Here is a 21,681-nt window from a genome sequence, read left to right on the forward strand (position 1 = left end):
CGGAGGTAAACCTACCCGTCTCGGGCCCCGTCCGACGCCGAGTCCGGCGCGTCACCCGACACGGTCCCCGTCCGGCGGTCGACGTACGACCGTCCGGCGCGCGCCGCGAGCCGGGCGACCCGAAGCGGCTCCGGACGACCCTGCCCGTCCGGGGTGTGTGCGGCGACGACCTGCGCGGCAGCCTCGGTGTCGACGCCGACGGAGCGAAGCCAGAGATCGGGGTCGCAACCGTTCTCCGGGTCGTCCCTGTTCTCCGGGTCGTCCCTGTTCTCCGGGTCGTCCCTGTTCTCCGGGTCGTCCCTGTTCTCCGGGTCGTCCCTGTTCTCCGGGTCGTCCCCGTCATCCGGATCGTCTCCGCGTTCCGCTCCGTCTCCGTCACCCCCGCCGCCCCCGACCTCGTCGCCGTCGAGGCGGATCGGTTCGCGCTCGGGAAGCGACCCGTAGACGGCCAGCCGACGGTCGAGCGCGTCGTCGGCGAAATGCTCGCGCAGGTGCGGCTCCAGCCCCGCGCTGGCCTCGAACGAGACTGCGACGACGGGCCGATCGGCCGCCTCGTGCACCCCGCGGAGGTCGATCAGGTTGAACCACGCGGGGGCGACGCCCGCGATCAGCACGTTGCGGGCGTCCGGCCGGTCTAAACGGTCGAGGCAGTCGACGACGGCGGCGGTCGCGTCGCTGCCGCCCACGGTACACGTCGAAAACGAGAGTCCGTCGACCACGCGGTCCCCGCGGACGACCGCCGCCGCGACCGTCGCGCGCGCCGGCGGGTCGGCGTCCGACCGACCGTCGGCCGAGACGGCGACGCCGATGGCGCGGGTTCCGGAGGTCACGAGCTGGTGCGAGAGTGAGTGCGATGGCGCGATGCGGTGCCGTCCGACGAACGCGGCCCGTCAGTCCTTGATCTGCTCGAGCTTGTCGAGGAGTTCGTCGTTCGAGGCTTCGAACTCGAACTCGACGTCGCCGTCGTGGTCGGCCTCGCCGCCGCCGACGGTGTCCTGGTCGAGATCCGAATCGAGCTGCTGGTTCTCCTGTTCGGATTCGTCGTAGCTTCCGAAGCCCATACCGTGTGTACGTAGCCGGTACCGACAGAAATAATTGTGGGCCGGCGAGGTTCGGTCGACGCGACGCGCGCGACGACCGCCCGACGACCGCGCGACCGCGTCGCTGCCGCGGCAGGTCGGCTTTTACGCGCGGCTCCCCAGTGCCCGGACATGGACGCGGTCAACGTCACGGCCGACGCGGAGGAGTTCACCTGCAACGCGTACTTCGTCGACGGCGCGGCGTCGACGCTCGTCGACGCGGGGACGATGCCCGGCGTCGTCGACGTGGTGGCCGAGCACGCCGACGACCTCGACCGGGTGATCCTCACCCACCAACACCACGACCACGTGGGCGAGTTGGACGCCGTGCTCGACGCGTTCGACGCCGAGCTGTACGCGTACGGCGATCACCCGCGACGCGATCACGCGCTCGCCGACGGCGACGAGGTCTCGATCGGCGACGAGACGGCAGAGGTCGTCTACACACCCGGTCACGCCGCCGACCACGTCTCGCTGGTCGCCGAGACCGCGCTGTTCTCCGGCGACGTGGTCGTGTACAACGACGGCGCCTTCGACGACGGCTCGTTCGGCAGAACCGACATGGCCGGCCAGTCGCGCGAGCGCCTCGTCGAGAGCCTCCGGGAACTGCTCGACCGGCTTCCCGACTCCGTCGAGTCGCTGTACGCGGGCCACGGCGACGCGTTCCACGCCGACCCCGGCGGCGACGCCGTGCGCGACGTGATCGAGCGGGCGCTCGCGCGCGCCGAGCGCCGCGAGCCGAAGTATCCGGAGGAGTAGGGCGCGGTCGACGCCGGCTGCGGGGACCGGAGAGCCGCGTCCGGCGTCGCCGTCGCTGGCGACGCTGCGGGCCGAAACAGAAGGCGGTGTCCGCGGGCGCGACGCCGACCCGCGACGTTACGCGGTCCGCGGCTCCTTGGCCTTGGGGCGGAGGTTCCCGTAGCCGCACTTGCGACAGTTCTCCGCGCGCTGGGGGTTGCGAGCGTTGCACCGCATGCAGATGAGCTTGTTGAGCGTGCGGCGCTCGGCCGCGTCGAATTGAGCCATACGTGTGGGAAGCGGCGCCGTGCGTGTTAACGGTTGCGAGTCGGATCCGGGCCGTCGGTACGACGTGCGGGGGCCTTACGCGCCGGCCTGCGCGAGCGCCTCCTCCAGGTCCTCGCGCTGGGTGACGCCGACGAACCGGTCGACGACGCCGTCGTCGTTCTCGACGATGAGGGTGGGGAGCGAGCGCACCTGGTACTGGTTCGCGATCTCCTGTTCCTCCTCGACGTCGACCTTCTCGAAGTCCACGTCGGGATAGTCCTCCTCGAGCTCGTCGAGGATCGGGTCCTGGGTCTTACAGGGGCCACACCAGTCCGCGTAGAAGTCCTTGAGTCGGACGCTCATACCGACCGCCCGTTGCGACGGGCCGCGCATAAGGATTACTCACTGGTCGCTCCCTCGGGCGGTCGCCCTCCGCCGCCGGCCGCGCTCGACCGCCGGTCGAAAGGCTTAGGCGGGGGACTCGCGATCACCGGTGTATGAGCAGCGGCCAGAACAGCGGCGGCCTGATGTCCAGCGCGGGGCTCGTCCGCTACTTCGACGCGGAGGACCGCAACGCGATCCGGATCGACCCGAAGACCGTCGTGGCCTTCGGGCTCCTCTTCGGGATCCTCGTGTTGATCCTCGGGTTCGCGTTCTGAGGCTCCACGGACGACCCACCCGCAGACGACACACCGCCGATCGGCGCCCTGACCGAACGACACCTTTTCACCCGAAGCCCGTCGATTCTCCCCCATGAAAGCGGGCGTTATCGCCGTCCAGGGCGACGTCTCCGAGCACGCCGACACGGTCCGCCGCGCGGCCGCGAGCCACGGCGTCGACGCGGCGGTCGTCGAGATCCGCGACGCCGGCGTCGTTCCGGAGTGCGACGTGTTGCTGATGCCGGGCGGCGAGTCGACGACGATCTCCCGGCTGCTGCGCGAGGAGGGGATCGACGAGGAGGTCCGCGACCACGTCGCCGCCGACAAGCCCCTGCTCGCGACGTGTGCGGGGCTCATCGTCGCCTCCCGCGACGCCAAGGACGACCGCGTCGCGACGCTGGACGTGCTCGACGTGAGCGTCGACCGCAACGCGTTCGGCCGGCAGGCGGACTCCTTCGAGGCGCCGCTCTCGGTGACCGGGCTCGACGAGCCGTTCCCCGCGGTGTTCATCCGCGCGCCCGTCATCGACGAGGTCGGCGAGGGCGTCGAGGTGCTCGCCGAGTGGGACGGCGACCCGGTCGCCGTCAAGCAGGGCTCGGTGATCGCCACGTCGTTCCACCCCGAGTTGACGCCCGACTCGCGGATCCACGACCTGGCGTTCTTCGGGCAGGAGCACGCCGCGATCCCGGCGGACGACGATGCCGAGGCGGACTCAGGTTCCGGCGCGGACGCCGACGCCGATTCCGGTGCCGACGCCGACGCGGGGGTCGACGCGTGAGCGACGACGCCGCGGCCGGCGATGACATCGAACCCGAGTCGGAGACGGTTCCCGACGAGGAGGTGCTCGACGCGCTGTTCGCGACGATCGAGGACCGCAAGGAGCGCCTCCCCGAGGGCTCCTACACCGCCTCGCTGTTCACCCACGAGAAAGGCGAGAACGCGGTGCTGGAGAAGATCGGCGAGGAGGCGACCGAGACCATCCTCGCGGCCAAGGACGACGACCTCGAGGAGCTGACCGCCGAATCGGCCGACCTCGTCTACCACCTCCTCGTGCTGTTCGCGCGAAAGGACCTCGACGTGGCGGACCTGCGGGCGGAGCTGCGCGACCGCTTTTGAGGCGTGACTCCCGATCGTGGGCGACCGCGATCGTGTGGAAGTTCTGACGAACCCGGTGTCCTTATCGGGGTCGACGGCGCACGGCGGGGTATGCAGGCAGTCACGCTCGGTCCCGCCGGTACGTACTCACACCGCGCCGCGCGGGCCGTCGCCGACGATGTCGCCTTCCGCGAGTCGGTCACCGCCATCGTCGAGGCGGTCGCCGGCGGGGAGTACGACCGCGGGGTCGTCCCCGTCGAGAACAGCATCGAGGGGAGCGTCACCGAGAGCCTCGACGCGCTCACCGAGGCGGACGTGGCGGTCGTCCGCGAGATCGTCACGCCGATCCGCCACGCGCTGCTCGCGCAGGCGGAGACGTTCGAGGTGGTCGCCTCCCACTCGCAGGCGCTCGCGCAGTGTCGCGACTACCTGGAGCGCGAGTATCCGGACGCGCGGCGGGAGGCCGTCGCCTCCACCGCCCGCGGCGTCGAGCGCGCCCGCGAGGACCCGTCGGTCGCCGGCATCGGCCACCCCGCCAACGCGGCGTCCGACGACGGCGGCGTGGACCTGCGGGTGCTGGCCGAGGACATCCAGGACCAGTCGTCGAACGCGACGCGCTTCCTCGTCGTCGCCGGCGACGACGAGCGGACCGAGGCCGGCGGCAAGACCTCGGTGGTCGTCTACCCCGACGCCAACTACCCGGGGCTGCTGCTGGAGCTGCTCGAGGCGTTCGCCGACCGCGACGTGAACCTCTCGCGCATCGAGTCGCGCCCGAGCGGCGAGCGGCTCGGCGACTACCTGTTCCACATCGACTTCGAGGCCGGCCTCTACGAGGAGCGTGCGCAGGCGGCGCTCGGCGATGTCGAGGAGCTCGTCGGCGACGGCTGGGTCCGCGTCCTCGGCTCGTACGACACCGAACACGTGGTGTACTGACCGTCGGCGACCCGGTCGGACAGGACGTGTTCGGTTTGCGAACAGGCGACGCCCCGCGTCCGCGCCCCGACGCCGGCGTCGCGCACCCGCTTCCCGTCGGGGACAGTGCTCACCGCACGGCGGCACTGGTCCCGGCTTCCGGTTTCAACGTTCGCGAGAACGAGTTGATCCGTCGTCGTCTATGGTCGGTCGGCGGGTCGCGCGATCGTCGCCTCGTCGCGGGACGCGAGCGTCCGTCACTCGGCGGCGGCGACCTCGCCGGCGTGGTACGCCTCCGCGTAGTCGACGAAGTTGCTCAGAATCTGCAGCCCGGTCTCGCCGCTCTTCTCGGGGTGGAACTGCGTGCCGATCACGTTTCCGGCCTCGTTGGCGGCGACGGCGGCGAAGCGCCGACCGTACTCGCAGGAGGCGATGGTTCGATCGGTCACGTCCGCGCAGTAGGAGTGAACGAAGTACGCGTAGTCGCCGGCCTCGATCCCGTCCGTGATCGGGTGGTCGCGCTCGGGCGTCAGCTCGTTCCAGCCCATGTGCGGCACCTTCACGGAATCGGGGAGCCGCTCGACGCGCCCCGGAATGAGGCCGAGCCCCTCGACGGTCTCGCCCTCCGGTGCGCCCTCGGTGCTCTCCTCGTACATGAGCTGGAGCCCGACGCAGACGCCGAGGATCGGCGTGTCCTCGGCTTTCTCGACGAGCACGTCGTGGAACGGCTCGGAGTTGTTCACGCACTCCCGGAACGCGCCGACGCCCGGCAACACGAGCGCCTCCGCGTCGCGGATCGCCCCGGGGTCGTCGGAGACGGTCACGTCCGCGCCGGCCCGTTCGAGTCCGCGGCGGAGGCTCCGGAGGTTGCCAACGCCGTAGTCGATGACGGTGACGTTCATACCCGATCTGCGGGGCGGGCGGTGAAAACGGTTGCCCGTCCGGCGGCGTGCGCCGCACGGTCACGTGCTTCGGCTCATCGACCAACCGAAACTCGCAGATGTGTCGAATCCGGCGGCGTGAGCTAGGCTATCACGCGTTCAGCGACGTTTAATATCTCAGCGAGCGTACTACGTGTCGGTGAGATTCAATGAGTAACATCGCTCCCTTCGACGAGATGAACCGGATGTTCGACCGCATGTCCCGCAACGTCGGGCGGATGGACTGGGGTGACCTCGACGCGATGCGACGGTCGGGCATCGACGTCGACATCGCCGAGTACGACGACGAGATCGTCGTGATGGCGGACCTCCCCGGGTTCGACCGCGAGCACATCGACCTGACCGTCCGCGACGACGTGCTCTCGATCGTTGCCGAGCGGGAGTTGACCCGCGACGACGGCGACGACGGCGACACGGGCGCGTACCTCCGCCGCGAGCGCCGCGCCGAGTCGCTGCGCCGCTCGATCACCCTCCCCGCGGAGGTCGTCGAGGACGACGCGAGCGCGACCTACTCGAACGGCGTGCTCACCGTCACCCTGCCCAAGGTCCACATGGACGAGGAGGGCGACGAGGGACACCACATCGAAGTGAACGAGTCGGACTGAGTTCACACCGATACCGACGGGACACCGCTACCGACGGGGAAACGCAGCGCCCGAGCGCCCGCTCGTTCCCGTTCCGGTTTTCCCTCGTTTCCTGCCCTCGCTTCGTCTTCTGCCCTCGTCCTCTGCTTCCTTCCCGTCTACTTCCCTCATCCCGCCTCCCAACCGCCTTCCGTAAGCTGCCGGCACCCCTCTCCGGTCGTCCGATACCGACTTGCCCGTGCCGACCGTCGCTCCGGCCGTGTCCACAGATCGCCGACCCGGAACCGTCCGCGACCGGGCCGTCGCCGGCGCCGCGTACGCGCTCGCGACGGTCCATTTCGGGATTTCGCTCGCCGGGCTCGCCGCGTTCCTCGACGCCCCGGGCTGGACCGGCGGGTTCGCGGGACCGGCCGACGGCGCCCTGATAGCCGCCGCGGTCGCCCTCGCGGGCGCCGTCGGCGCGTGGCGCGGCGGGCTCCCGGCGACGACGACCGAACGCGCCCGGCGGATCGAACTCGCCGGGGGGCTCGTCGTGCTTCCGGGCGCGTGGGTCGCGCTGCTCATTGCGTTCGTCCCTCGGAACGTTCTCGCCGGCGTCCCGTTCGACCTCCTCCCGCTGGCGGCCAACGCGCTGCCGGCGCTGGCGGTGTTGGTCGTCGTGTACGGTTTCGGCCCGTTCGCGGCCGGCGAGGACGCCCGCCGCGACGTGGACCTGGACTGGAACGAACGGAACTGACGCGCGGGACCGCGAGGCGCGGGACCGGCTCCGTGCGAGGTCTCGCCCGCGGCGCCTCCCTACTCCGCGATGTCGATCGCGGGACGACCCGGCTCGGCCTTGTTCGCGACCGCGTCGTCGGCTTCCTCGGCCGACAGCACTCTAACCGGCGCCTCGAACTCGCGCTCGATCAGCCACGCGGCGGCCTCCAGCGCCTCGTGCTCGCGGTCGGGTGCCAGCGCGGGACGCAGCGCCTCGCGCTCGGCCTGCAGGTCCTTCGCGTAGTCGGACGCGGCGGAGCCGTGCCGCTGGATCTCGGGCGTCTGCATCAGTTCGCCGACCAGGTTGTCGGCGTCGCTGTCGATCGCGATCGCCAGCGCCTCGTGTTTCCACTCGGGGGCGACGACCACGTCGACCCGCTCGGGGTCGTCGATCCCCGCCACGTCGACGATGTTGCGGACGTCCTCGCGGGTGTTCTCGACCAGCTGGCGGCGCTTTTCGGCCTCGTCGGTGTCGACCTCGGCGGTCGGCCAGTCGGCGTCGACCAGCATCCCCTCCCCGTCGCCGGTCAGCTCCGCGTACAGCTCCTCGGTCAGGTGCGGCGCGACCGGCGCCAGCAGCTTCAGCGCGACCGTCAATCCCCGATCGAAGGTGGGGGCGTGCACCTCGTCGACGTACGCGCGGTAGCTGCGAAGCGTGCCGACCAACTGCTGGGCCTCCCGCGTCGCCAGGTCGAAGCCCAGATCGTCGAAGTTCTCGGTGGCGACGGCGACCGCGGCGTCGACCTCCGAGCGGACGTACCGCGCGGCCGGATCGGTGTCGTCGTCCCCGCCGGCGCCGCCCGCGTCGACGCCGCCTGCGTCGCTCCCGGCGAACGACCGCACGGTGTCGGCCAGCCGACCCAGGAACCGGTGGGTCGACTTGACGCCCTCCTCGGACCAGTCGAACGCCGTGTCCGGGCGGGCGGCCTGCATCATGAACAGCCGCGCGGTGTCCGCGCCGTACTCGTCGACGATGCGCTGCGGGGAGACGGTGTTGCCCTTCGACTTGGACATCTTCTCGCCCTCCAGCTGCACCATCCCCTGCCCCAGCAGGTTCGTGAACGGCTCCCGGTGCTCCAGCATGTCCATGTCCGCGATGGCCTTCGTGGCGAAGCGCGCGTACAGCAGGTGCATCACCGCGTGCTCCAGCCCGCCGACGTACTGGTCGACGGGCATCCAGTCGTTCGCGCGCTCGGCGTCGAACGGCGCCTCGTCTAGGTCCGGCGAGACGTAGCGCAGGAAGTACCACGAGGAGTCGACGAACGTGTCCATCGTGTCCGTCTCCCGCACCGCGTCGGCGCCGCAGTCGGGACAGGTCGTGTGTTTCCACTCGTGGGCCTCGTCCAGCGGGTTCCCCGTCGTGTTGACGAACTCCGGCAGCTCGACCGGCAGGTCCTCCTCGGGGACCATCACGGGGCCGCAGTCGTCGCAGTGGATCACCGGGATCGGGGTGCCCCAGTAGCGCTGCCGGGAGATCAGCCAGTCGCGCAGGCGGTACTGCGTGTGGAACTCCGCCGAGTCGATGTCCGCCGTCAGCGCCTCGCGCGCCTCGGCGCTGGACAGACCGTCGTACTCGCCGCTGTTGACCAGCACGCCGTCCTCGGTGTAGGCGCCCTCGCTCACGTCCGGCGCCTCCGGCTCGGCGTCGCCGTCGCCGCCCTCCTCCGGCTCGGGTGCGACGACGGGGACGATGTCGACGCCCATGCGCTCGGCGAACGCGTGGTCGCGCTCGTCGTGGCCGGGGACGCCCATCAGCGCGCCCGTGCCCACGTCCGAGAGGACGAAGTCGGCGACGAAGACGGGCACCTCCTCGCCGGTCGCGGGGTTGGTGGCGGTCAGGTCCGTCTCGATCCCGTTGGGCTCGTCGCCGTCGGGGTCGGCCACCTCCTCGATGAAGTGGGCGACCTCGTCGTCCTCGGCGGCCAGCTCCTCCGAGATGGGGTGGTCCGGGGCCAGCGCGAAGAACGTCGCGCCGTAGATGGTGTCCAGTCGGGTGGTGAACGCCTCGACCGGCCCGTGGTTCCCGATGTCGAACTCGACGCGGGAGCCCTCCTGCTTGCCGATCCAGTTGCGCTGCATCTCGCGGACGCTGTCGGGCCACCCCTCCAGGTCGTCGATGGCCGAACGCAGCTCGTCGGCGTACTCGGTGATGCCCAGCGTCCACTGGTCCAGCTCGCGCTGTTCGACCAGCGTGTCACAGCGCCAGCAGCGTTCCTCCTCGCCCTCGACCTGCTCGTCGGCCAGTACCGTCTCACAGGAGGGACACCAGTTGACCTCGGCGGCGCGACGCTCGACCAGCCCCTCCTCGTGGAACTGCTGGAACAGCCACTGGTTCCAGCGGTAGTACTCCGGCTCGCAGGTGGTGATCTCCCGCTCCCAGTCGTAGCCGAAGCCCATCGCCTCCATCTGCCCGCGCATGGTCTCGATGCAGTCCATCGTCCAGTCGCGGGGGTTCGAGTCGCGCTCCTTGGCGGCGTTCTCGGCGGGCAGCCCGAAGGAGTCCCACCCCATCGGGTGGAGCACGTCCTCGCCCTGCATCCGCCGGTAGCGGGCGTACGCGTCCGTGATGGTGTAGTTGCGGACGTGGCCCATGTGGAGCTTCCCCGACGGGTACGGGAACATCCCCAGCACGTACGTCGGGTCCTCGGCGTCGTCCGGCGTCCGGTAGGCGTCGGCCGCCGCCCACGCCTCCTGCCAGCGTCGTTCGACCGCCGCGTGGTCGTAACCCTCCTCGGACATTTCTTACTTCCTCGTTCGGCCGCTTCCGCCCCTATACCTTTCCATCGAACACGGCGGTAGTTGCCACCACGTGACATGCGAACCGACCCCCGGGTCCGGCACCGACGGAGGCTTTTTCTCGGTCGCCTCTCACCCCACCTCATGGCGAGGGGCCCTGTGAGCGGTCGTCGATGGATCCGGGCGGGGGGCGTCGTGTTGTCGTTCACGGCGGTGTTGACCGCCGCGTTCGTCGGGATCCTCGGGCTGCTTCGGGGCAGCGTCACCGACACGGGATCGAGACTCCCGCTGTACACGCTCGTGTTCGCGGTGACGTTCGTCGCCGCGATCTACCTGTTCTCCCGGTACGACGCCGATGCGAGGACAGTGCTGTTCTCCGGGCTGGGGTTCGGGGCGGTGGCGTTCGTGCTGTTCGGCCTCGGCGCCGAGGGCGTCGTCTACGCGGTTCGGTCCCCGGCGGCCGTGTTCGGCTCCCACCTAGTGATCTACTTCCTGTCCGCGGGGATGATCGTGACCGGCGTGGGCTTCTGGCTCGTCACCCACTGGCGCGAACTGATCGGGGATCCGTTCCTCGCGGGCTCGGAGTCGCCGGAGCGATCGAAGTCGTCGGAGTGATCGCGGTCGCCGGAGCGATCGGGTCGCAGCCGCGGCGCCGTGGCGGGGGGAGAGATACGCCGCAAGCGACGGGGTCGTCTCGCTGGCACCGGTCCGACCCGATACCTGAAACTGCCGAAATCACCGTAGAAGAAGCTGATTGAGACCGATCCGCGGACCGAACCCGTGGCTCGTCACAAGACTAATACCGGCTCCCGCCGACCTGCGAGTCGCTACAGAGGACAACTGCACGGAGAACGGAGGTCGTAGGACAACCGATCGTTCTCTTCCGGAGCGGATAAACGTTTCCCCAGTGGGAACGCTGCTTCGGCGGCTCGCGCGGACCGGTGTCACCGCGTTCAACCGATGACGGACGTGCCAACACATGACAGACGTTCAAACACGAACGAGACGGACCCGGACGGACGCGGTCGCCGCCAGCGTCCGCCGCGACCGCCCCGCCACAGCGGCGGCGCCGGGGGTGCCGCCCTGATGGGAGAGATACGGATCAGCGACGACTCCGGCGAGGAGCGGATCGTGACCGGAGCGTTGAACGACAGGATCGAGGTCAGGATCGAGGAGGGACGACCGCGCGTTGTGATCCCGGAGGACGGGCAGTTGACCGCGAGGGACGTGGACGTCGTCGAGGAGGACCTCCGTGGCGACCCCTCGCTGTTCGCGAGCCCCTGGTGGTTCCTCTACGTCCCGACGCTGCTCGGGACCGTTCTCCTCGTCGCCATCGCCGCGGACGTCTTCGCCGGATTGCCGCCGGCGTACGGCCCGCAGGTCGCCGCGAGCGCGGGCGTGTTCTTCGTCCTGACGGCCGGCACGGGGACCTACTTCATGGTGGCCGACGCCCGGACCGTGTCGGGCGAGGGCTCGACGTGGCAGCCGACGGCGCTCCCGTACGTCGCGGGCGGCGGCACCGTGTCGACGGCGGTCCTGCTGGCCGCCGGCGGGGGGCTCTCGCCCGGGTCACTGACGGTCCCGGCGCTGGCGGGCGCCGCGATCGTCGGGATGACGACGGCCTCGGCCGTCTCCGGACCGGTCTACCTGTTCCGTCGATACCGGCACATCGGCCTCGAGTGAGTCCGTCCCGCCGGCGTCGCTCGGCGGGGTTCCGAGGATCGGTGCCGGATCCCGCGATCGCTGGTCGTCTCCGACCGGCGTGCCCCGCCCGGACTCAGACGAGCCAGACGCCCACGACGATCGCCAACACGACGAGCAGCAGGAGGACGACCACCTGGGGGTCGGTCGACACTCGACGGTCGTCGTCGGACCGGAGACCGGCGGCCGTGGCGGTGCCGACGCGGCGCGTCGTCCGCGCCGTCGTCGCCGACAGCCGTCGAAGCGCCGTCCGGAAGCCGCGATAGCCGACTCGAATGAGGTAGGTCACCAGCTGCCCGGCCTCCCAAACGATGTCGTCCCGCTCGCTCGTCGTTCTCGATCCGGAACGGCCGGTGTCGCCCGCGTCAGCGTCCCGGGTGCCGCCAGTCCGGGTGGTCGCCCCCGAGTCGTCCGTCTCGGGTGTGACCGTGTCCGTGCCCGCGTCCGTGTCCGATCCGGGATCGGTTCCCGCCCCGGACCGCTCCGGGTCGGCGTCGCCGCCGATCCCGTCGAGGAGTCCCGGCGGGAGGGGTCGCAACTCCGGCGGGTCGGTCGACTCGAACCCCGGGGTCGCCCCGGCGTCGTACGTCTCCTTGCGGCGGAACCGGACCTCGTGGACCCCGTCGGCCCAGTCGCCGACGACGAACGCCTCGCCGGCGTCGAGCGACTCGATGCGGTTCGCGTACGACGCGTCGAGGTGCTTGCGCACGACCTCCACGTCGTTGTTCCAGGTGAGGCGGTGCCAGACGAGCCAGTTGCACTGGGTGATGAAGTCCTTGTCCACGGCCGCGGGTCGCTGACTCACCGCGAGCATTCCCAGACCGCGCTTGCGACCGCGCTTCGCCACCCGGATGACCGTCTCCGCGAGGTCGTCGGAGCGTCCCGACTGCGGGACGTACTCGTGGGCCTCCTCCAGCACCACCAGGAAGGGCTGTTTCCGCTCGTTTTCCAGGTGAAAGAGGTGCTTCAGGGTCTCCTCCACGAGGGCATCGACGACGTCGGCGTCGAGGTACCCCGAGAGGTCCAGAACGACCGGAACCGACTCGTCCAGCGCGAGCCGGGCGAGCGCTTCCGCGTCCCCCGGGCCGACGCGAACGTCGCAGTCGTCGGTGTCGCCGGCGCGAACGACCTCGTACGACTCCTTGAGGCCGAAGTACTCCCCGTCGGAGTCGACGACCAGACAGCCGAGGTCGCGCTCGAGCAGCTCCTCCAGGATCACGGTGACGGTGTTGCTCTTTCCGGACCCGCTCTTCCCGAACACCGCCCCGCGGCCGGTCAACACCCCGGTGACGGGGAGCTCGAACCCGTCGACTGTGGGCGCGATCGGCGCGTCACGGTCCGGCATGAGCGGAGCAACCGACGACACCGACATAAGCCTTCAGGGGGCACCGCGCCGGTCACCTCCGACGCCCGCGACCCCGTAACAGGTATCCTGTCAGCGAGCCTATGGTCGGACATGAGCACGGACATCGACACCGTGAAGGAGCCCGCGGAGGGAGAGGACCCCGGGCTGGTCACGAAGGTCTACCGGACTGTGACGCCCGGGTACACTTCTCACGAGGACGACGAAATGAACACGATCGGCTGGGCGGTGTTCCTCGGGATGCTGGTGTTGCTGTTCCCGCTGTTGCCGTTTATTCTGGTCGTCTGGGGCGTGACGAAGGTGATCGAGGTGATCACCGGCGACGCGGACACTGGGGAGTAAGCCCCCGCGGAGCGAGACGCCGTCCGTGACTGTCGACGGATCTACTCCGCCAGCCCGAGCAGGTCGAACGCGTAGCCGTTGTCGCGCTCGTTCGCGTGCTCGTAGACGACGTGAGCCGCCGCGACGTCCTGGATCGCGAGGCCCGTCGAGTCGAAGACGGTGATCCCGTCGGCGTCGGTACGGCCGTCCTTCTCCCCCACGACGATCTCGCCGATCTGGCCGTAGATGTCGTCGTCGCCGAGGACGCCCGCCGCGTAGGGGACGTTGATCTCCCCCGAGTGGGTGGTCTGCTCGTAGTCGTCGATGACGAGCTTCGCGTCCAACAGCACCTCGTCGGCGAGTTCGTGTTTCCCCTCGGCGTCGGCGCCCATCGCGTTGATGTGGGTGTGGTCGCCGACGGCCTCGCGCGAAACGATGGGATCCTCGACGGGCGTCACCGTCGAGAGCACGTCGCAGGCGGCGGCCTCCTCGACGGAGCCGGCGCGCACGTCGAAGCGGTCCTCGAACGCGTCCATGAAGCGGGCGACCCGTTCCTCCGAGAGGTCGGAGATGACGACCTCCTCGATGTCGCGGACGGCGGCGATGGCCTCCAGTTGGGTGTACGACTGCGCGCCCGCGCCGACGATGCCCAGCGAGGAGGCGTCAGCGACCGCGAGGTGGTCGGTGGCGACGGCGGCCGCGGCGCCCGTGCGCTTCATCGTCAGCTCCGTGCCGTCGAGGATCGCCAGCGGGAAGGCGTTTTTCGGATCCGAGTAGATCATCGTCCCCATCACCGTCGGGAGGTCGTACTGCTCCTCGTTGTCGGTGTGGACGTTGACCCACTTCACGCCCGCCGCGTCCCACTCGCCGGCATCGAGGTAGGCGGGCATCGACCGGAAGTCGCCGTTGTACGTCGGGAGGTCGATGTAGCTCTTGGGGGGCATCTGGGCGTCCCCGCGCTGGTAGGCGGCGAACGCCTTCTCGATGGCCGGCACGAGTTCCTCCATCGCGGCGTTCTCGTGCACGTCGTCGCTGTTGAGCAGCAGCGTCTTCATGCTCGCAAGAATTGCTCGGGCCGATTAGAAGCCACCGGTACGGCGTCGCGGTCCCAGGGACAGCACGCGCGTCGGGTCAACGACGGGGGGTCGCGACGGGGGTGACGGTGGCTCCGGCGCCGACCCCCGGCGGTGACGTCATCTCTCGCATTAACCCGACTTAATCGGGCTTATCGAGGGGCGAAACACCCGAATTCGGCTTTCCGGTCTGCACCCCTCTTTACCCCGGAGGCCACAGGGACGAGCGCAACATGACCCGAACGAAACTCGCCGCGATCGCGCTCGCGGCCCTGCTCGCAGTGACCGGTGTCGCCGCCGCGGCCCCGGGGAACGCCCCCGCGGACGCGGGCTCGAACGACGGCGCGGTCGGCCAGGCCGGCCCGCCCTCGGAACTGCCCGACCCCGTCCCGGACTTCGTGAGCGACATCCACGACCAGATCCGCTCGTTCATCGACGGTAACGTCGAGAACCTCGGCGAGGCCGTCTCCGGCATCGCCGGCGGCGACGCGGGCGACGGTGCTGACGACGGTACCGACGACGCCGCGGACGCGTAACGTGTGGAAACTGTTCGCTGACCCGCCCGGCCCTCACGCGGCCTGACCTCGTTTTCGCGGGCGCCGATACGGTCACACGACCGTTTGTCCCTCCAGAAGACACTTTCCGGGCTGTGCTGTACGACGGCGTGGTATGCCCTCCAGATCGAGTCCGCTGGCGGCCCTGCTCGTCGTCGTGATCGTCACGGCGGGCTGCCTCGGGGGTCCGGCGCCGGGGACCGACCCGACCGCCGACGGGAGGCCGACGGCCTCGCCGACCCCGACAGCGTCGCCGACGCCGCCCGACAGGACACCGACGTACACGCCTCCCGGGACGGAGTACGCCTCCGAACAGCCGGACGCCAGCCACCAGATCACCGTGGGGAACGAGTGGAACCGGAGCGTGACGGTTCGGGTGACGGTCGTCCGCGAGGCGACGAACAAGACCGTCCACGAGGGGACCTACGATGTCGCCGCGGGCGGGGAGCAGGCCGTCTACGACACCGCCGACGCGAACCCCGACGGGATCGAACGGTTCACCGTCGAGGCGACCGCGCTGAACACGACGGAGTCGGTCACGATCCAGACGTCCAAGTGCTACGGGAACGTGTACGTCGAGATCACTACAGACGGAGAGCTGTATCCCTACTACGCGATCTGTTGATCTCGCCGTCATCGCCGCCGGATCGAGCGACCGCGGCGCCGTCGCTGATCGGGACTGCGGGGCCGTGGCTGGTCGGTCGCGGCGTCGAAAGAAGTCGAGAGTTCGGTCGAGAGCGGTGCGGCGGGTCGGGACGCGTGTGAGTGGGTTAGGCTGTCCCCGGCTTCACATCGCGCCGCCCATGCCGCCCATGCCGCCCATGCCGCCCATGCCGCCGCCGGGCGCGCCGCCCTCTTCGTCGTCGTTGCCGCCGGTGGACAGGTCGCCCGCGGCGATGATGTCGTCGATCTTGAGGACGAGGTTCGCGGCCTCGGTGGCGCTGGAGAGTGCCTGCTCCTTGGCGTGGGCCGTCTCGACGACACCGGCGTCGAAGGTGTCCTCGATCTCGCTGGAGAATACGTTCAGGCCGGCGGTCTCGTCGCCCGCCTCGTGCGCGGCGCGCAGGTCGACCAGCGTGTCGATGGAGTCGAGCCCGGCGTTCTCGGCGAGGACGCGCGGGACGAGCTCCAGCGAGTCGGCGAACGCCTCGACGGCGAGCTGCTCGCGACCCTCGACGGAGTCGGCGAAGTCGCGGAGGCGCGAGGCCAGCTCGACCTCGATGGCGCCGCCGCCTGCGACGATGCGGCCGTCGGAGACGGCCGTGGAGACGACGTCGAGGGCGTCCTGGACGCCGCGCTCCAGCTCGTCGACGACGTGGTCGGTCGAGCCGCGCAGCAGCAGCGTGACGCCGTGGGCGTCCGCGCCGCCCTCGACGTAGAACAGCTCGTCGGCGTCGTCACGCGACACCGAGCCGTGGCCGAGGTCGTCGGCGGTCGCGGAGTCCAGATCCGAGACGATGTTGCCGCCGAGGATGTTCTTGAGGAAGCCCAGGTCGGACTTCTTCACGCGGCGGGCCGCGAGGATTCCCTCCTTCGCGAGGTAGTGCTGGGCGAGGTCGTCGACGCCCTTCTGACAGAAGACGACGTTCGCGCCCGTCTCCTTGATCTGCTGGACCTTCTGTTTGAGCTGGTCCTCCTCCTGGTCGAGGAACTGCTGGAGCTGGTCGGGCGAGTCGATGGACACCTGCGTGTCCACGTCGGCCTCCTCGACCTCGATCGGGTCGTTGAGCAGGAGGACGTTCGCGTCCTCGACTTCCGAGGGCATGTCGTCGTGGAGCGGGTCCTTGTCGACGACCGCACCCTGCAGGAGCTCGGACTCGCCGGCCGAGCGGCCGGTCTGGGTCTCCATCGCGACGTTCTCCAGGTCGACGACGTGGGAGCCGTCGTCGGCCTCGATGGTGACCTGCTCGACCGCGCGGTAGACGAGGTCCGCGAGGACCTCCTTCTCCAGCTCCGCGCCCTTGCCGGTCATGGAGGTCTCGGCGACCTTCGTGATCAGATCCTCGTCGTCGGGGTCGACCGCGGTCGCGATGTCGTCGACCTCGGCGCGAGCCTGCTCGCTGGCGAGGTGGAAGCCCTTGATGATCGCCGTGGGGTGGATCTCCTGTTCGAGGAGGTCCTCGGCGTTCTTGAGGAGTTCGCCCGCGATGGCGACGGCCGTCGTCGTCCCGTCGCCGGCCTCGTCCTCCTGGGTCTCGGCGACCTCGACGATCATCTCGGCCGTCGGGTTGTCGATGTCCATCGTCTGGAGGATGGTGACCCCGTCGTTCGTGATGGTCACGTCGCCCATCGAGTCGACGAGCATCTTGTCCATCCCCTTCGGGCCGAGCGTCGAACGAACGGCCTCGGCTACGGCACGCGCCGCGGAGATGTTGTATTCCTGCGCGTCCTTGTCCTTCACCCGCTGGGAGTCTTCACCCATGATGATCATGGGCTGTCCCTGCATTCGTCGCTGGCTCATGTACGGGAGTCAGTGAGGTTGTGATTCTACATAAAACCTTGGTTTGACTGTGGTTGCGGTTCACCGCGCGCTCGGCTCGACGAATCGGGAGAATCGCACGACTACGGACCTATGGTCCGTGCCAACTGGTGACAATATCCGTGGAACATCCGACCGATCCGTCGGGTCAGGAAGCCTAGTTTATATACTGTCGTCGGCGGCGTCGACGGGTTCCTTCCAGTGGACGCGGACCGTCCCGACGGCGAACGCGTCGTCGGTGTCGGTGTCGCGCGAGACCGCGAGCGTGTTCGTTCCCTCGCGGAGGTCGACGCCGGTCACGGTGTCGGTCCACAGCTGCCACCCCTCGTTCGGTGGGATGTCGAACCCGGACAGCGGCTCCCCGTTCACGAGCACCTCGTGGCCGTACTCCGCGACGTCGAACGCCTGGATCTCGAGGTACGCCTCGCGGGGATCATCGGTCGGCACCTGAAACTCGTGGTCGTCGGTCCGGTCGCCGGCGCCGTCGGCCCAGTCGAGATCCAGCTCCGAGTCCGTCGGCGAGAGCTGTGCGCCGAGATAGACGGTGGCGTACGTCGCGCGTTCGGTCATCGGCCGCAGTTGGCGACCGCGCGGCAAAAAGACGGCTCTTCGCGCAGCCCCGCGGTCACTCCGCTTCCTGCGGCGGCGCGGACAGCAGATCGGATCCGGTGTCCTCCGGGGGATACTCCGGAAGCGCGTCGTCGTCGTCGAGCGTCTCGATCTCTCGCTCGGTGAGGTGTTGCTCCAACTGCTCGAGCTTCTTGCGCCCCTGCCGTTCGCGTCCGCGCTTCGTGTCTGGCATTGACAACCGTGTCAACTACACCCATGGTTATGAATCTTTCCGGGGCGCCCACGGTAGTGTTCAGATAAGCTGATTCCATGCGAAGGCGAACGCTTGAAGCCAATTTTCGGCAGTCTCTGCTTCGGCGTGGCTGAAACAGTTTGAGAACTGGTTGGTTCGGCGTTTTAGTTCTCGAAAGACACGTTCGACGCTGTTCCGAGTACCGTGTTTCTCGTACCTGTACTCGAGGCTGTGGCGGTGGAGAGCTGCTTGCAGCCACGGTGCAGAATCGACGAGAAAGACCGCGTTATCGACGAGATGTTTGTCGCGGAGTTCGGCGAGGAACATCTCGGTGATCGCTTGATTTCTCGTCGGAGAGAGCTTGACGTGCAGCAATCGGTTCGTGTTGGGATCGACAGCAGCGTACAGCCAGAAGTGTTCGTCGTTGAGTTGGATCACGGTCTCGTCAACTGCGACGTGATCCGGGTTCGCACCATCGAGGGGCTGTAGATCGGCCTTCTGCACCCAGTTATGGACGGTCGTCCGACAGCGCTTGACACCCAACCTATCGAGAATCGAAACGGTATCCGAAAGTGATAGTCCAGCCAGATGGAGTCGGATACCGAGCTTCATCGCGGGCTCGGGTGTCGCCTCTCGCTCCAGAAAATCTAACTCGAAGCAGTCGCTACCTCCGTTGAGGCGGGCGATTTCGAGCATGAACCACTCAAATATCGTTCCGCCTCACTCTTCATCCTTATCTGAACACCGCCGCGCCCACACCGACGGGACTTATGACAGCCCGCGCCCGTCGGGGCGTGTGACCGAACGTTCAGGCGATCTCACGAGGCGGGCGCTGTTGGCGGCCGTCGCCGGCGGCGCGACGGCTGGCGGCGCCCTCGGTCCGGTTCGCGGCTACCTCTCGGCGTTCGCGCCGCTGTCGGGCGGGGCGTGGGACGCCGCGAGCGACGATCCACCCTCCCGCGTCCGGAACCCCCACGGCGAGGCGACCCTCCGCTACGACGACGAGGCGGTCCCCCGTATCGAGGCGGACGAGGAGGCAGCGCTGTGTTTCGCCGCCGGCTACGCCCACGGCGCCGACCGGCTGTTCCAGATGGACCTCCAGCGACGCCAGCTGCGCGGGCAGCTCTCGGAGGTCGTCGGCGAGGCGACGCTCGACTCCGACCGCTTTCACGTCCGGATGGACTTCGCGGCCGCCGCCGCGGCCACGTGGGACCTCGTGCGCGACACCGAGGCGGCCCCGCTCGTCGAGGCGTACTGCGAGGGCGTGAACCGCGCCCGCGAGGACCTCCCGGCGCCGGTCGAGTTCGAGCTCCTCGACTACGAGCCGGCGCCATGGACGCCCGCGGACGTGATGCTGGCCGAGAAGCAGATCGCGTGGACGCTCACCGGGAGCTTCCGGACGCTCCGCAAGGAGACGCTCCGGGCGGAGATGGGCGCCGAGGCGGCCGAGGCACTCATGCCCGGCCGGCTGGACCACGACGCGGCGATCCTCGGCCACGCCGACGCGACCGACGACTGGGAGGTCCCCAATGGCGATGCCGCACGGCGTCCTCCGGCCACCAACGACGCCGGCGACGGGAGCAGTCGCGCCGCGGTCGCGACCGACCCCGGACTCGACCGCCGGCTCTCGGCCGTCGAGCCCCCGGAGTGGGCGGGGTCCAACTCGTGGGCGGTGGGCGCCGAGCACACCGAGGGCGGCGCGCCGATCATGGCGAACGACCCGCACCTCTCGCTGATGGTGCCCCCGGTCTGGTACGAGCAGGTGCTCCGCCACCCCGACTATCGGGTCCGCGGGGTCACCTTCCCGGGCGTCCCGTTCGTGATCATCGGCGAGAACGACCGCGGCGCGTGGGGCTTCACCAACGCCGGCTGCGACGTGATCGACTTCTACGAGTACGAGACCCGCAACGACGGCACGGAGTACCGCCACGGCGACCGCTGGCGATCGTTCGACACCGAGACCCGGACGATCGAGGTCGCCGGCGCGCCGGACCGCGAAGTCGAGGTGAAGAAGTCCGTCCACGGCGCGGTGCTGGGCGCGGACGCCGGCGGCGACGAGTTCCGGAGCGAGCTCGGCGTCGCGTGGACCGGCCTCTCGGCGACGAACGCGACCAACGGCATCCTCGGGATCAACCGCTCGCGAGGCGCCGAGGACATCGACGAGGCGTTGCGCGACTTCGGCGAGCCGACGCAGTGTTTCGTCTACGCCGACCGAGAGGGCTCGGTCCGCTACCGGGTCACCGGCCGCGTCCCGATCCGTCGGACCGACGGCGAGATGGTGCCCGGAACGCGCGTGTTCGACGGCTCCGCCCGCGAGGGCGAGTGGGCCGGCTACACGCCGTACGGCGAGTCGTCGTGGGAGGGGTTCATCCCGTACGAGGAGATGCCCCACGACGACGACCCCGACTACGTCGGCACCGCGAACCAGCGCGTCGTCGACGACGCCGATTACCCGTACTACCTCGCCGAGAACTACAGCGAGCCGTTCCGTGGCATCCGGTTGTGGGAGCGGCTCGACGCGCTCGTCGACCGCGGCGACGTGACGCCCGCCGACATGCGCGACCTCCAGCGCGACGTGCGAGACGGTCGGCTCGACCACTACCGAGACGTGTTGCAGGCTGCTCGGACGGAACTCTCGGGCGACGCGCGCTCGGACCTCGATGCCGTCCTCGACTGGGACGGCGAGGCCGCTCGCGACGCCCGGGAGCCGCTGCTGTTCGTCCGCTTCCTCGACGCCTACGAGGGGCGGTTCGTCGCCGACGGGCTCTCGGAACTCGACGACCGTCGCGACCCGTCCGCGTACGCCCCGAACCAGTGGGTGCTCGCGACGCTCGGCGACGGGTGGTTCGAGCCCGACCGCGCGAGCGCGGCGGCCGACGCGTTCGAGACGGCACGCGAACAGGTCGACGCCGGCGGCTGGGAGACCTACGGCGACTACAATCGGACCGCGATCGACCACCCGTTCGACCAGTCGTTCCTCAACTACCCGCGCTACCCGACCGACGGCTCGGCGGCGACGCTGTTCAACTTCCGCGTCGAGTCCGGCGCGGGCAGCAGCTGGCGACAGGTGTGCCCGATGGACGGCACGACCTCGCGGTGCATCCTCCCCGGGGGCAACGACGGGAACGTCTACGCCGACGACTACGACGGCCAGTTGCGTCGCTGGGCGGACGGCGAGTACAAGCCGATGGACCGGGAGATGCGCGGCGACCTCGCGGTCCGGTTCGCCGGAGGTGACGACGAGTGACCGCCGCAGGCGACCGCCCGACGCGCTGGATCGCGACGGCGCTGGCGCTGATCGCCGGCCTCGGCCTGGCGTCGGTCCACTGGCTCGGTCTCGTCGCGGGCGCGGCGCTGGTCGCGCTCCCGCAGCGGACGACGGCCCGGGGCGTCGCCGCCGGCGTCGGCTTCGGCCTTCTCGCGCTCGCGGCGACCGCGGCGTCGCTGTCGCTGGCAGGCGGACTCGACGTGGCGCTCGCGATGACGCGGCCGCTCGGCGTCGCGGTCGGCGTCGCCGTCGTGGGGGGCGTCGTCGGCGGCCTCGCTCGCGGCGTGGTGTAGGGGGCTGACAGGTGGTCCTCGCGTCGCGGCCTCGGCCGTCTCGCTGCGTGTTCGTCGGGG

Annotated in this window: 26 protein-coding genes; 14 read left to right on the forward strand and 12 right to left on the reverse strand. The window is 69.6% G+C overall.

Features of this window, described 5'->3' with window-relative positions:
* Nucleotides 1-11 precede the first annotated feature (11 nt).
* A complete protein-coding gene (locus K6T50_RS11940) occupies nt 12-830 on the reverse strand; it encodes an endonuclease dU (RefSeq protein ID WP_222606813.1) in 819 nt (272 codons plus the stop codon).
* 60 nt (nt 831-890) lie between these two features.
* A complete protein-coding gene (locus K6T50_RS11945; protein ID WP_222606814.1) occupies nt 891-1,061 on the reverse strand; it encodes a DUF5786 family protein in 171 nt (56 codons plus the stop codon).
* A 150-nt stretch (nt 1,062-1,211) separates the two neighbouring features.
* On the opposite strand from K6T50_RS11945, the gene K6T50_RS11950 reads away from it, so the two are divergent.
* Entirely contained in the window at nt 1,212-1,838 is a 627-nt protein-coding gene (locus K6T50_RS11950; RefSeq protein ID WP_222606815.1) for an MBL fold metallo-hydrolase, read from the forward strand.
* 117 nt (nt 1,839-1,955) lie between these two features.
* Here K6T50_RS11950 and K6T50_RS11955 read toward each other — a convergent pair whose 3' ends face one another.
* Nucleotides 1,956-2,105 (reverse strand): 50S ribosomal protein L40e, encoded by a 150-nt coding sequence (locus K6T50_RS11955; protein ID WP_222606816.1) that lies wholly within the window; start codon nt 2,103-2,105, stop codon nt 1,956-1,958.
* 75 nt (nt 2,106-2,180) lie between these two features.
* Nucleotides 2,181-2,447 carry a thioredoxin family protein gene (locus K6T50_RS11960; protein ID WP_222606817.1) on the reverse strand — a complete coding sequence of 89 codons (267 nt, stop codon included), beginning with the start codon at nt 2,445-2,447 and terminating at the stop codon, nt 2,181-2,183.
* 134 nt (nt 2,448-2,581) lie between these two features.
* Between K6T50_RS11960 and K6T50_RS11965 the strand changes: the two genes are divergently transcribed.
* The 4 genes from K6T50_RS11965 to pheA all read left to right on the forward strand — a co-directional run bounded on the left by K6T50_RS11965 (nt 2,582) and on the right by pheA (nt 4,771).
* Nucleotides 2,582-2,743, forward strand: a complete 162-nt coding sequence (locus K6T50_RS11965) for a preprotein translocase subunit Sec61beta (protein ID WP_073306607.1) — start codon at nt 2,582-2,584, stop codon at nt 2,741-2,743.
* Between the two features lie 94 nt (nt 2,744-2,837).
* Nucleotides 2,838-3,521, forward strand: coding sequence for a pyridoxal 5'-phosphate synthase glutaminase subunit PdxT (gene pdxT, locus K6T50_RS11970; protein WP_222606818.1), 684 nt, complete (start codon nt 2,838-2,840; stop codon nt 3,519-3,521).
* The gene (gene hisE / locus K6T50_RS11975) at nt 3,518-3,859 is read left to right on the forward strand and encodes a phosphoribosyl-ATP diphosphatase (protein ID WP_222606819.1); all 342 of its coding nucleotides are present in this window, start codon (nt 3,518-3,520) and stop codon (nt 3,857-3,859) included. Before pdxT ends, hisE begins: the two co-directional genes overlap by 4 nt.
* 90 nt (nt 3,860-3,949) lie before the next feature.
* Nucleotides 3,950-4,771 carry a prephenate dehydratase gene (gene pheA, locus K6T50_RS11980; RefSeq protein WP_222606820.1) on the forward strand — a complete coding sequence of 274 codons (822 nt, stop codon included), beginning with the start codon at nt 3,950-3,952 and terminating at the stop codon, nt 4,769-4,771.
* Between the two features lie 236 nt (nt 4,772-5,007).
* On the opposite strand, the gene hisH is transcribed toward pheA, so the two are convergent.
* Nucleotides 5,008-5,652 (reverse strand): imidazole glycerol phosphate synthase subunit HisH, encoded by a 645-nt coding sequence (gene hisH / locus K6T50_RS11985; RefSeq protein WP_222606821.1) that lies wholly within the window; start codon nt 5,650-5,652, stop codon nt 5,008-5,010.
* A gap of 188 nt (nt 5,653-5,840) precedes the next feature.
* Here hisH and K6T50_RS11990 point away from each other — a divergent pair, with 188 nt between their 5' ends.
* The gene (locus tag K6T50_RS11990) at nt 5,841-6,296 is read left to right on the forward strand and encodes an Hsp20/alpha crystallin family protein (protein ID WP_222606822.1); all 456 of its coding nucleotides are present in this window, start codon (nt 5,841-5,843) and stop codon (nt 6,294-6,296) included.
* 238 nt (nt 6,297-6,534) lie between these two features.
* On the forward strand, nt 6,535-7,011 hold the full coding sequence (locus K6T50_RS11995; RefSeq protein WP_222606823.1) for a hypothetical protein: 477 nt from the start codon (nt 6,535-6,537) through the stop codon (nt 7,009-7,011).
* 59 nt (nt 7,012-7,070) lie between these two features.
* Here the strand turns inward: K6T50_RS11995 and leuS are convergent, their stop codons facing one another.
* Nucleotides 7,071-9,770: a leucine--tRNA ligase gene (gene leuS, locus K6T50_RS12000; RefSeq protein WP_222606824.1), complete on the reverse strand. Its 2,700-nt coding sequence runs from the start codon at nt 9,768-9,770 to the stop codon at nt 7,071-7,073.
* A gap of 141 nt (nt 9,771-9,911) precedes the next feature.
* On the opposite strand from leuS, the gene K6T50_RS12005 reads away from it, so the two are divergent.
* Nucleotides 9,912-10,382 carry a hypothetical protein gene (locus K6T50_RS12005; protein ID WP_222606825.1) on the forward strand — a complete coding sequence of 157 codons (471 nt, stop codon included), beginning with the start codon at nt 9,912-9,914 and terminating at the stop codon, nt 10,380-10,382.
* A 471-nt stretch (nt 10,383-10,853) separates the two neighbouring features.
* Entirely contained in the window at nt 10,854-11,450 is a 597-nt protein-coding gene (locus tag K6T50_RS12010) for a hypothetical protein (protein WP_222606826.1), read from the forward strand.
* A gap of 94 nt (nt 11,451-11,544) precedes the next feature.
* Here K6T50_RS12010 and K6T50_RS12015 read toward each other — a convergent pair whose 3' ends face one another.
* The gene (locus tag K6T50_RS12015) at nt 11,545-12,813 is read right to left on the reverse strand and encodes an ATP-binding protein (protein ID WP_222606827.1); all 1,269 of its coding nucleotides are present in this window, start codon (nt 12,811-12,813) and stop codon (nt 11,545-11,547) included.
* A gap of 111 nt (nt 12,814-12,924) precedes the next feature.
* Here K6T50_RS12015 and K6T50_RS12020 point away from each other — a divergent pair, with 111 nt between their 5' ends.
* Entirely contained in the window at nt 12,925-13,173 is a 249-nt protein-coding gene (locus tag K6T50_RS12020; RefSeq protein ID WP_225935313.1) for a DUF7535 family protein, read from the forward strand.
* A gap of 41 nt (nt 13,174-13,214) precedes the next feature.
* Here the strand turns inward: K6T50_RS12020 and K6T50_RS12025 are convergent, their stop codons facing one another.
* The gene (locus K6T50_RS12025) at nt 13,215-14,207 is read right to left on the reverse strand and encodes an ornithine cyclodeaminase family protein (RefSeq protein WP_222606828.1); all 993 of its coding nucleotides are present in this window, start codon (nt 14,205-14,207) and stop codon (nt 13,215-13,217) included.
* Between the two features lie 251 nt (nt 14,208-14,458).
* Between K6T50_RS12025 and K6T50_RS12030 the strand changes: the two genes are divergently transcribed.
* Nucleotides 14,459-14,761, forward strand: coding sequence for a hypothetical protein (locus K6T50_RS12030; protein WP_222606829.1), 303 nt, complete (start codon nt 14,459-14,461; stop codon nt 14,759-14,761).
* A 133-nt stretch (nt 14,762-14,894) separates the two neighbouring features.
* On the forward strand, nt 14,895-15,404 hold the full coding sequence (locus K6T50_RS12035; protein ID WP_222606830.1) for a hypothetical protein: 510 nt from the start codon (nt 14,895-14,897) through the stop codon (nt 15,402-15,404).
* A 162-nt stretch (nt 15,405-15,566) separates the two neighbouring features.
* Here the strand turns inward: K6T50_RS12035 and thsB are convergent, their stop codons facing one another.
* The 4 genes from thsB to K6T50_RS12055 form a co-directional block, all read right to left on the reverse strand.
* Nucleotides 15,567-17,210: a thermosome subunit beta gene (thsB, locus tag K6T50_RS12040; protein WP_222608912.1), complete on the reverse strand. Its 1,644-nt coding sequence runs from the start codon at nt 17,208-17,210 to the stop codon at nt 15,567-15,569.
* Nucleotides 17,211-17,420: 210 nt separating this feature from the next.
* Nucleotides 17,421-17,828 (reverse strand): DUF7383 domain-containing protein, encoded by a 408-nt coding sequence (locus tag K6T50_RS12045; RefSeq protein ID WP_222606831.1) that lies wholly within the window; start codon nt 17,826-17,828, stop codon nt 17,421-17,423.
* A gap of 55 nt (nt 17,829-17,883) precedes the next feature.
* On the reverse strand, nt 17,884-18,060 hold the full coding sequence (locus K6T50_RS12050; protein ID WP_222606832.1) for a hypothetical protein: 177 nt from the start codon (nt 18,058-18,060) through the stop codon (nt 17,884-17,886).
* A gap of 60 nt (nt 18,061-18,120) precedes the next feature.
* A complete protein-coding gene (locus K6T50_RS12055; RefSeq protein ID WP_222606833.1) occupies nt 18,121-18,756 on the reverse strand; it encodes an IS6 family transposase in 636 nt (211 codons plus the stop codon).
* Between the two features lie 100 nt (nt 18,757-18,856).
* Between K6T50_RS12055 and K6T50_RS12060 the strand changes: the two genes are divergently transcribed.
* The gene (locus K6T50_RS12060) at nt 18,857-21,307 is read left to right on the forward strand and encodes a penicillin acylase family protein (protein ID WP_225935314.1); all 2,451 of its coding nucleotides are present in this window, start codon (nt 18,857-18,859) and stop codon (nt 21,305-21,307) included.
* Nucleotides 21,304-21,621: a hypothetical protein gene (locus K6T50_RS12065; protein ID WP_222606835.1), complete on the forward strand. Its 318-nt coding sequence runs from the start codon at nt 21,304-21,306 to the stop codon at nt 21,619-21,621. The genes K6T50_RS12060 and K6T50_RS12065 overlap by 4 nt, the downstream gene beginning before the upstream one ends.
* Nucleotides 21,622-21,681 lie beyond the last annotated feature (60 nt).

It is taken from the genome of Halobaculum magnesiiphilum (assembly GCF_019823105.1).
Lineage (GTDB): Archaea > Halobacteriota > Halobacteria > Halobacteriales > Haloferacaceae > Halobaculum > Halobaculum magnesiiphilum.

Excerpts from the sequence above, each read along its gene's own strand:
- K6T50_RS11950 (WP_222606815.1), top strand. The coding sequence starts at position 1,212 with ATGGACGCGGTCAACGTCACGGCCGACGCGGAGGAGTTCACCTGCAAC.
- K6T50_RS12030 (WP_222606829.1), top strand. The coding sequence starts at position 14,459 with ATGACCCGAACGAAACTCGCCGCGATCGCGCTCGCGGCCCTGCTCGCA.
- K6T50_RS12020 (WP_225935313.1), top strand. The coding sequence starts at position 12,925 with ATGAGCACGGACATCGACACCGTGAAGGAGCCCGCGGAGGGAGAGGAC.
- leuS (WP_222606824.1), bottom strand. The coding sequence starts at position 9,770 with ATGTCCGAGGAGGGTTACGACCACGCGGCGGTCGAACGACGCTGGCAG.
- thsB (WP_222608912.1), bottom strand. The coding sequence starts at position 17,210 with ATGATCATCATGGGTGAAGACTCCCAGCGGGTGAAGGACAAGGACGCG.
- K6T50_RS12015 (WP_222606827.1), bottom strand. The coding sequence starts at position 12,813 with ATGCCGGACCGTGACGCGCCGATCGCGCCCACAGTCGACGGGTTCGAG.
- K6T50_RS12010 (WP_222606826.1), top strand. The coding sequence starts at position 10,854 with ATGGGAGAGATACGGATCAGCGACGACTCCGGCGAGGAGCGGATCGTG.
- K6T50_RS12055 (WP_222606833.1), bottom strand. The coding sequence starts at position 18,756 with ATGCTCGAAATCGCCCGCCTCAACGGAGGTAGCGACTGCTTCGAGTTA.
- K6T50_RS11990 (WP_222606822.1), top strand. The coding sequence starts at position 5,841 with ATGAGTAACATCGCTCCCTTCGACGAGATGAACCGGATGTTCGACCGC.
- K6T50_RS12050 (WP_222606832.1), bottom strand. The coding sequence starts at position 18,060 with ATGCCAGACACGAAGCGCGGACGCGAACGGCAGGGGCGCAAGAAGCTC.
- K6T50_RS11965 (WP_073306607.1), top strand. The coding sequence starts at position 2,582 with ATGAGCAGCGGCCAGAACAGCGGCGGCCTGATGTCCAGCGCGGGGCTC.
- pdxT (WP_222606818.1), top strand. The coding sequence starts at position 2,838 with ATGAAAGCGGGCGTTATCGCCGTCCAGGGCGACGTCTCCGAGCACGCC.
- K6T50_RS12045 (WP_222606831.1), bottom strand. The coding sequence starts at position 17,828 with ATGACCGAACGCGCGACGTACGCCACCGTCTATCTCGGCGCACAGCTC.
- K6T50_RS11945 (WP_222606814.1), bottom strand. The coding sequence starts at position 1,061 with ATGGGCTTCGGAAGCTACGACGAATCCGAACAGGAGAACCAGCAGCTC.
- K6T50_RS11960 (WP_222606817.1), bottom strand. The coding sequence starts at position 2,447 with ATGAGCGTCCGACTCAAGGACTTCTACGCGGACTGGTGTGGCCCCTGT.
- K6T50_RS12005 (WP_222606825.1), top strand. The coding sequence starts at position 9,912 with ATGGCGAGGGGCCCTGTGAGCGGTCGTCGATGGATCCGGGCGGGGGGC.
- pheA (WP_222606820.1), top strand. The coding sequence starts at position 3,950 with ATGCAGGCAGTCACGCTCGGTCCCGCCGGTACGTACTCACACCGCGCC.
- K6T50_RS12025 (WP_222606828.1), bottom strand. The coding sequence starts at position 14,207 with ATGAAGACGCTGCTGCTCAACAGCGACGACGTGCACGAGAACGCCGCG.
- K6T50_RS12035 (WP_222606830.1), top strand. The coding sequence starts at position 14,895 with ATGCCCTCCAGATCGAGTCCGCTGGCGGCCCTGCTCGTCGTCGTGATC.
- hisH (WP_222606821.1), bottom strand. The coding sequence starts at position 5,652 with ATGAACGTCACCGTCATCGACTACGGCGTTGGCAACCTCCGGAGCCTC.
- K6T50_RS11955 (WP_222606816.1), bottom strand. The coding sequence starts at position 2,105 with ATGGCTCAATTCGACGCGGCCGAGCGCCGCACGCTCAACAAGCTCATC.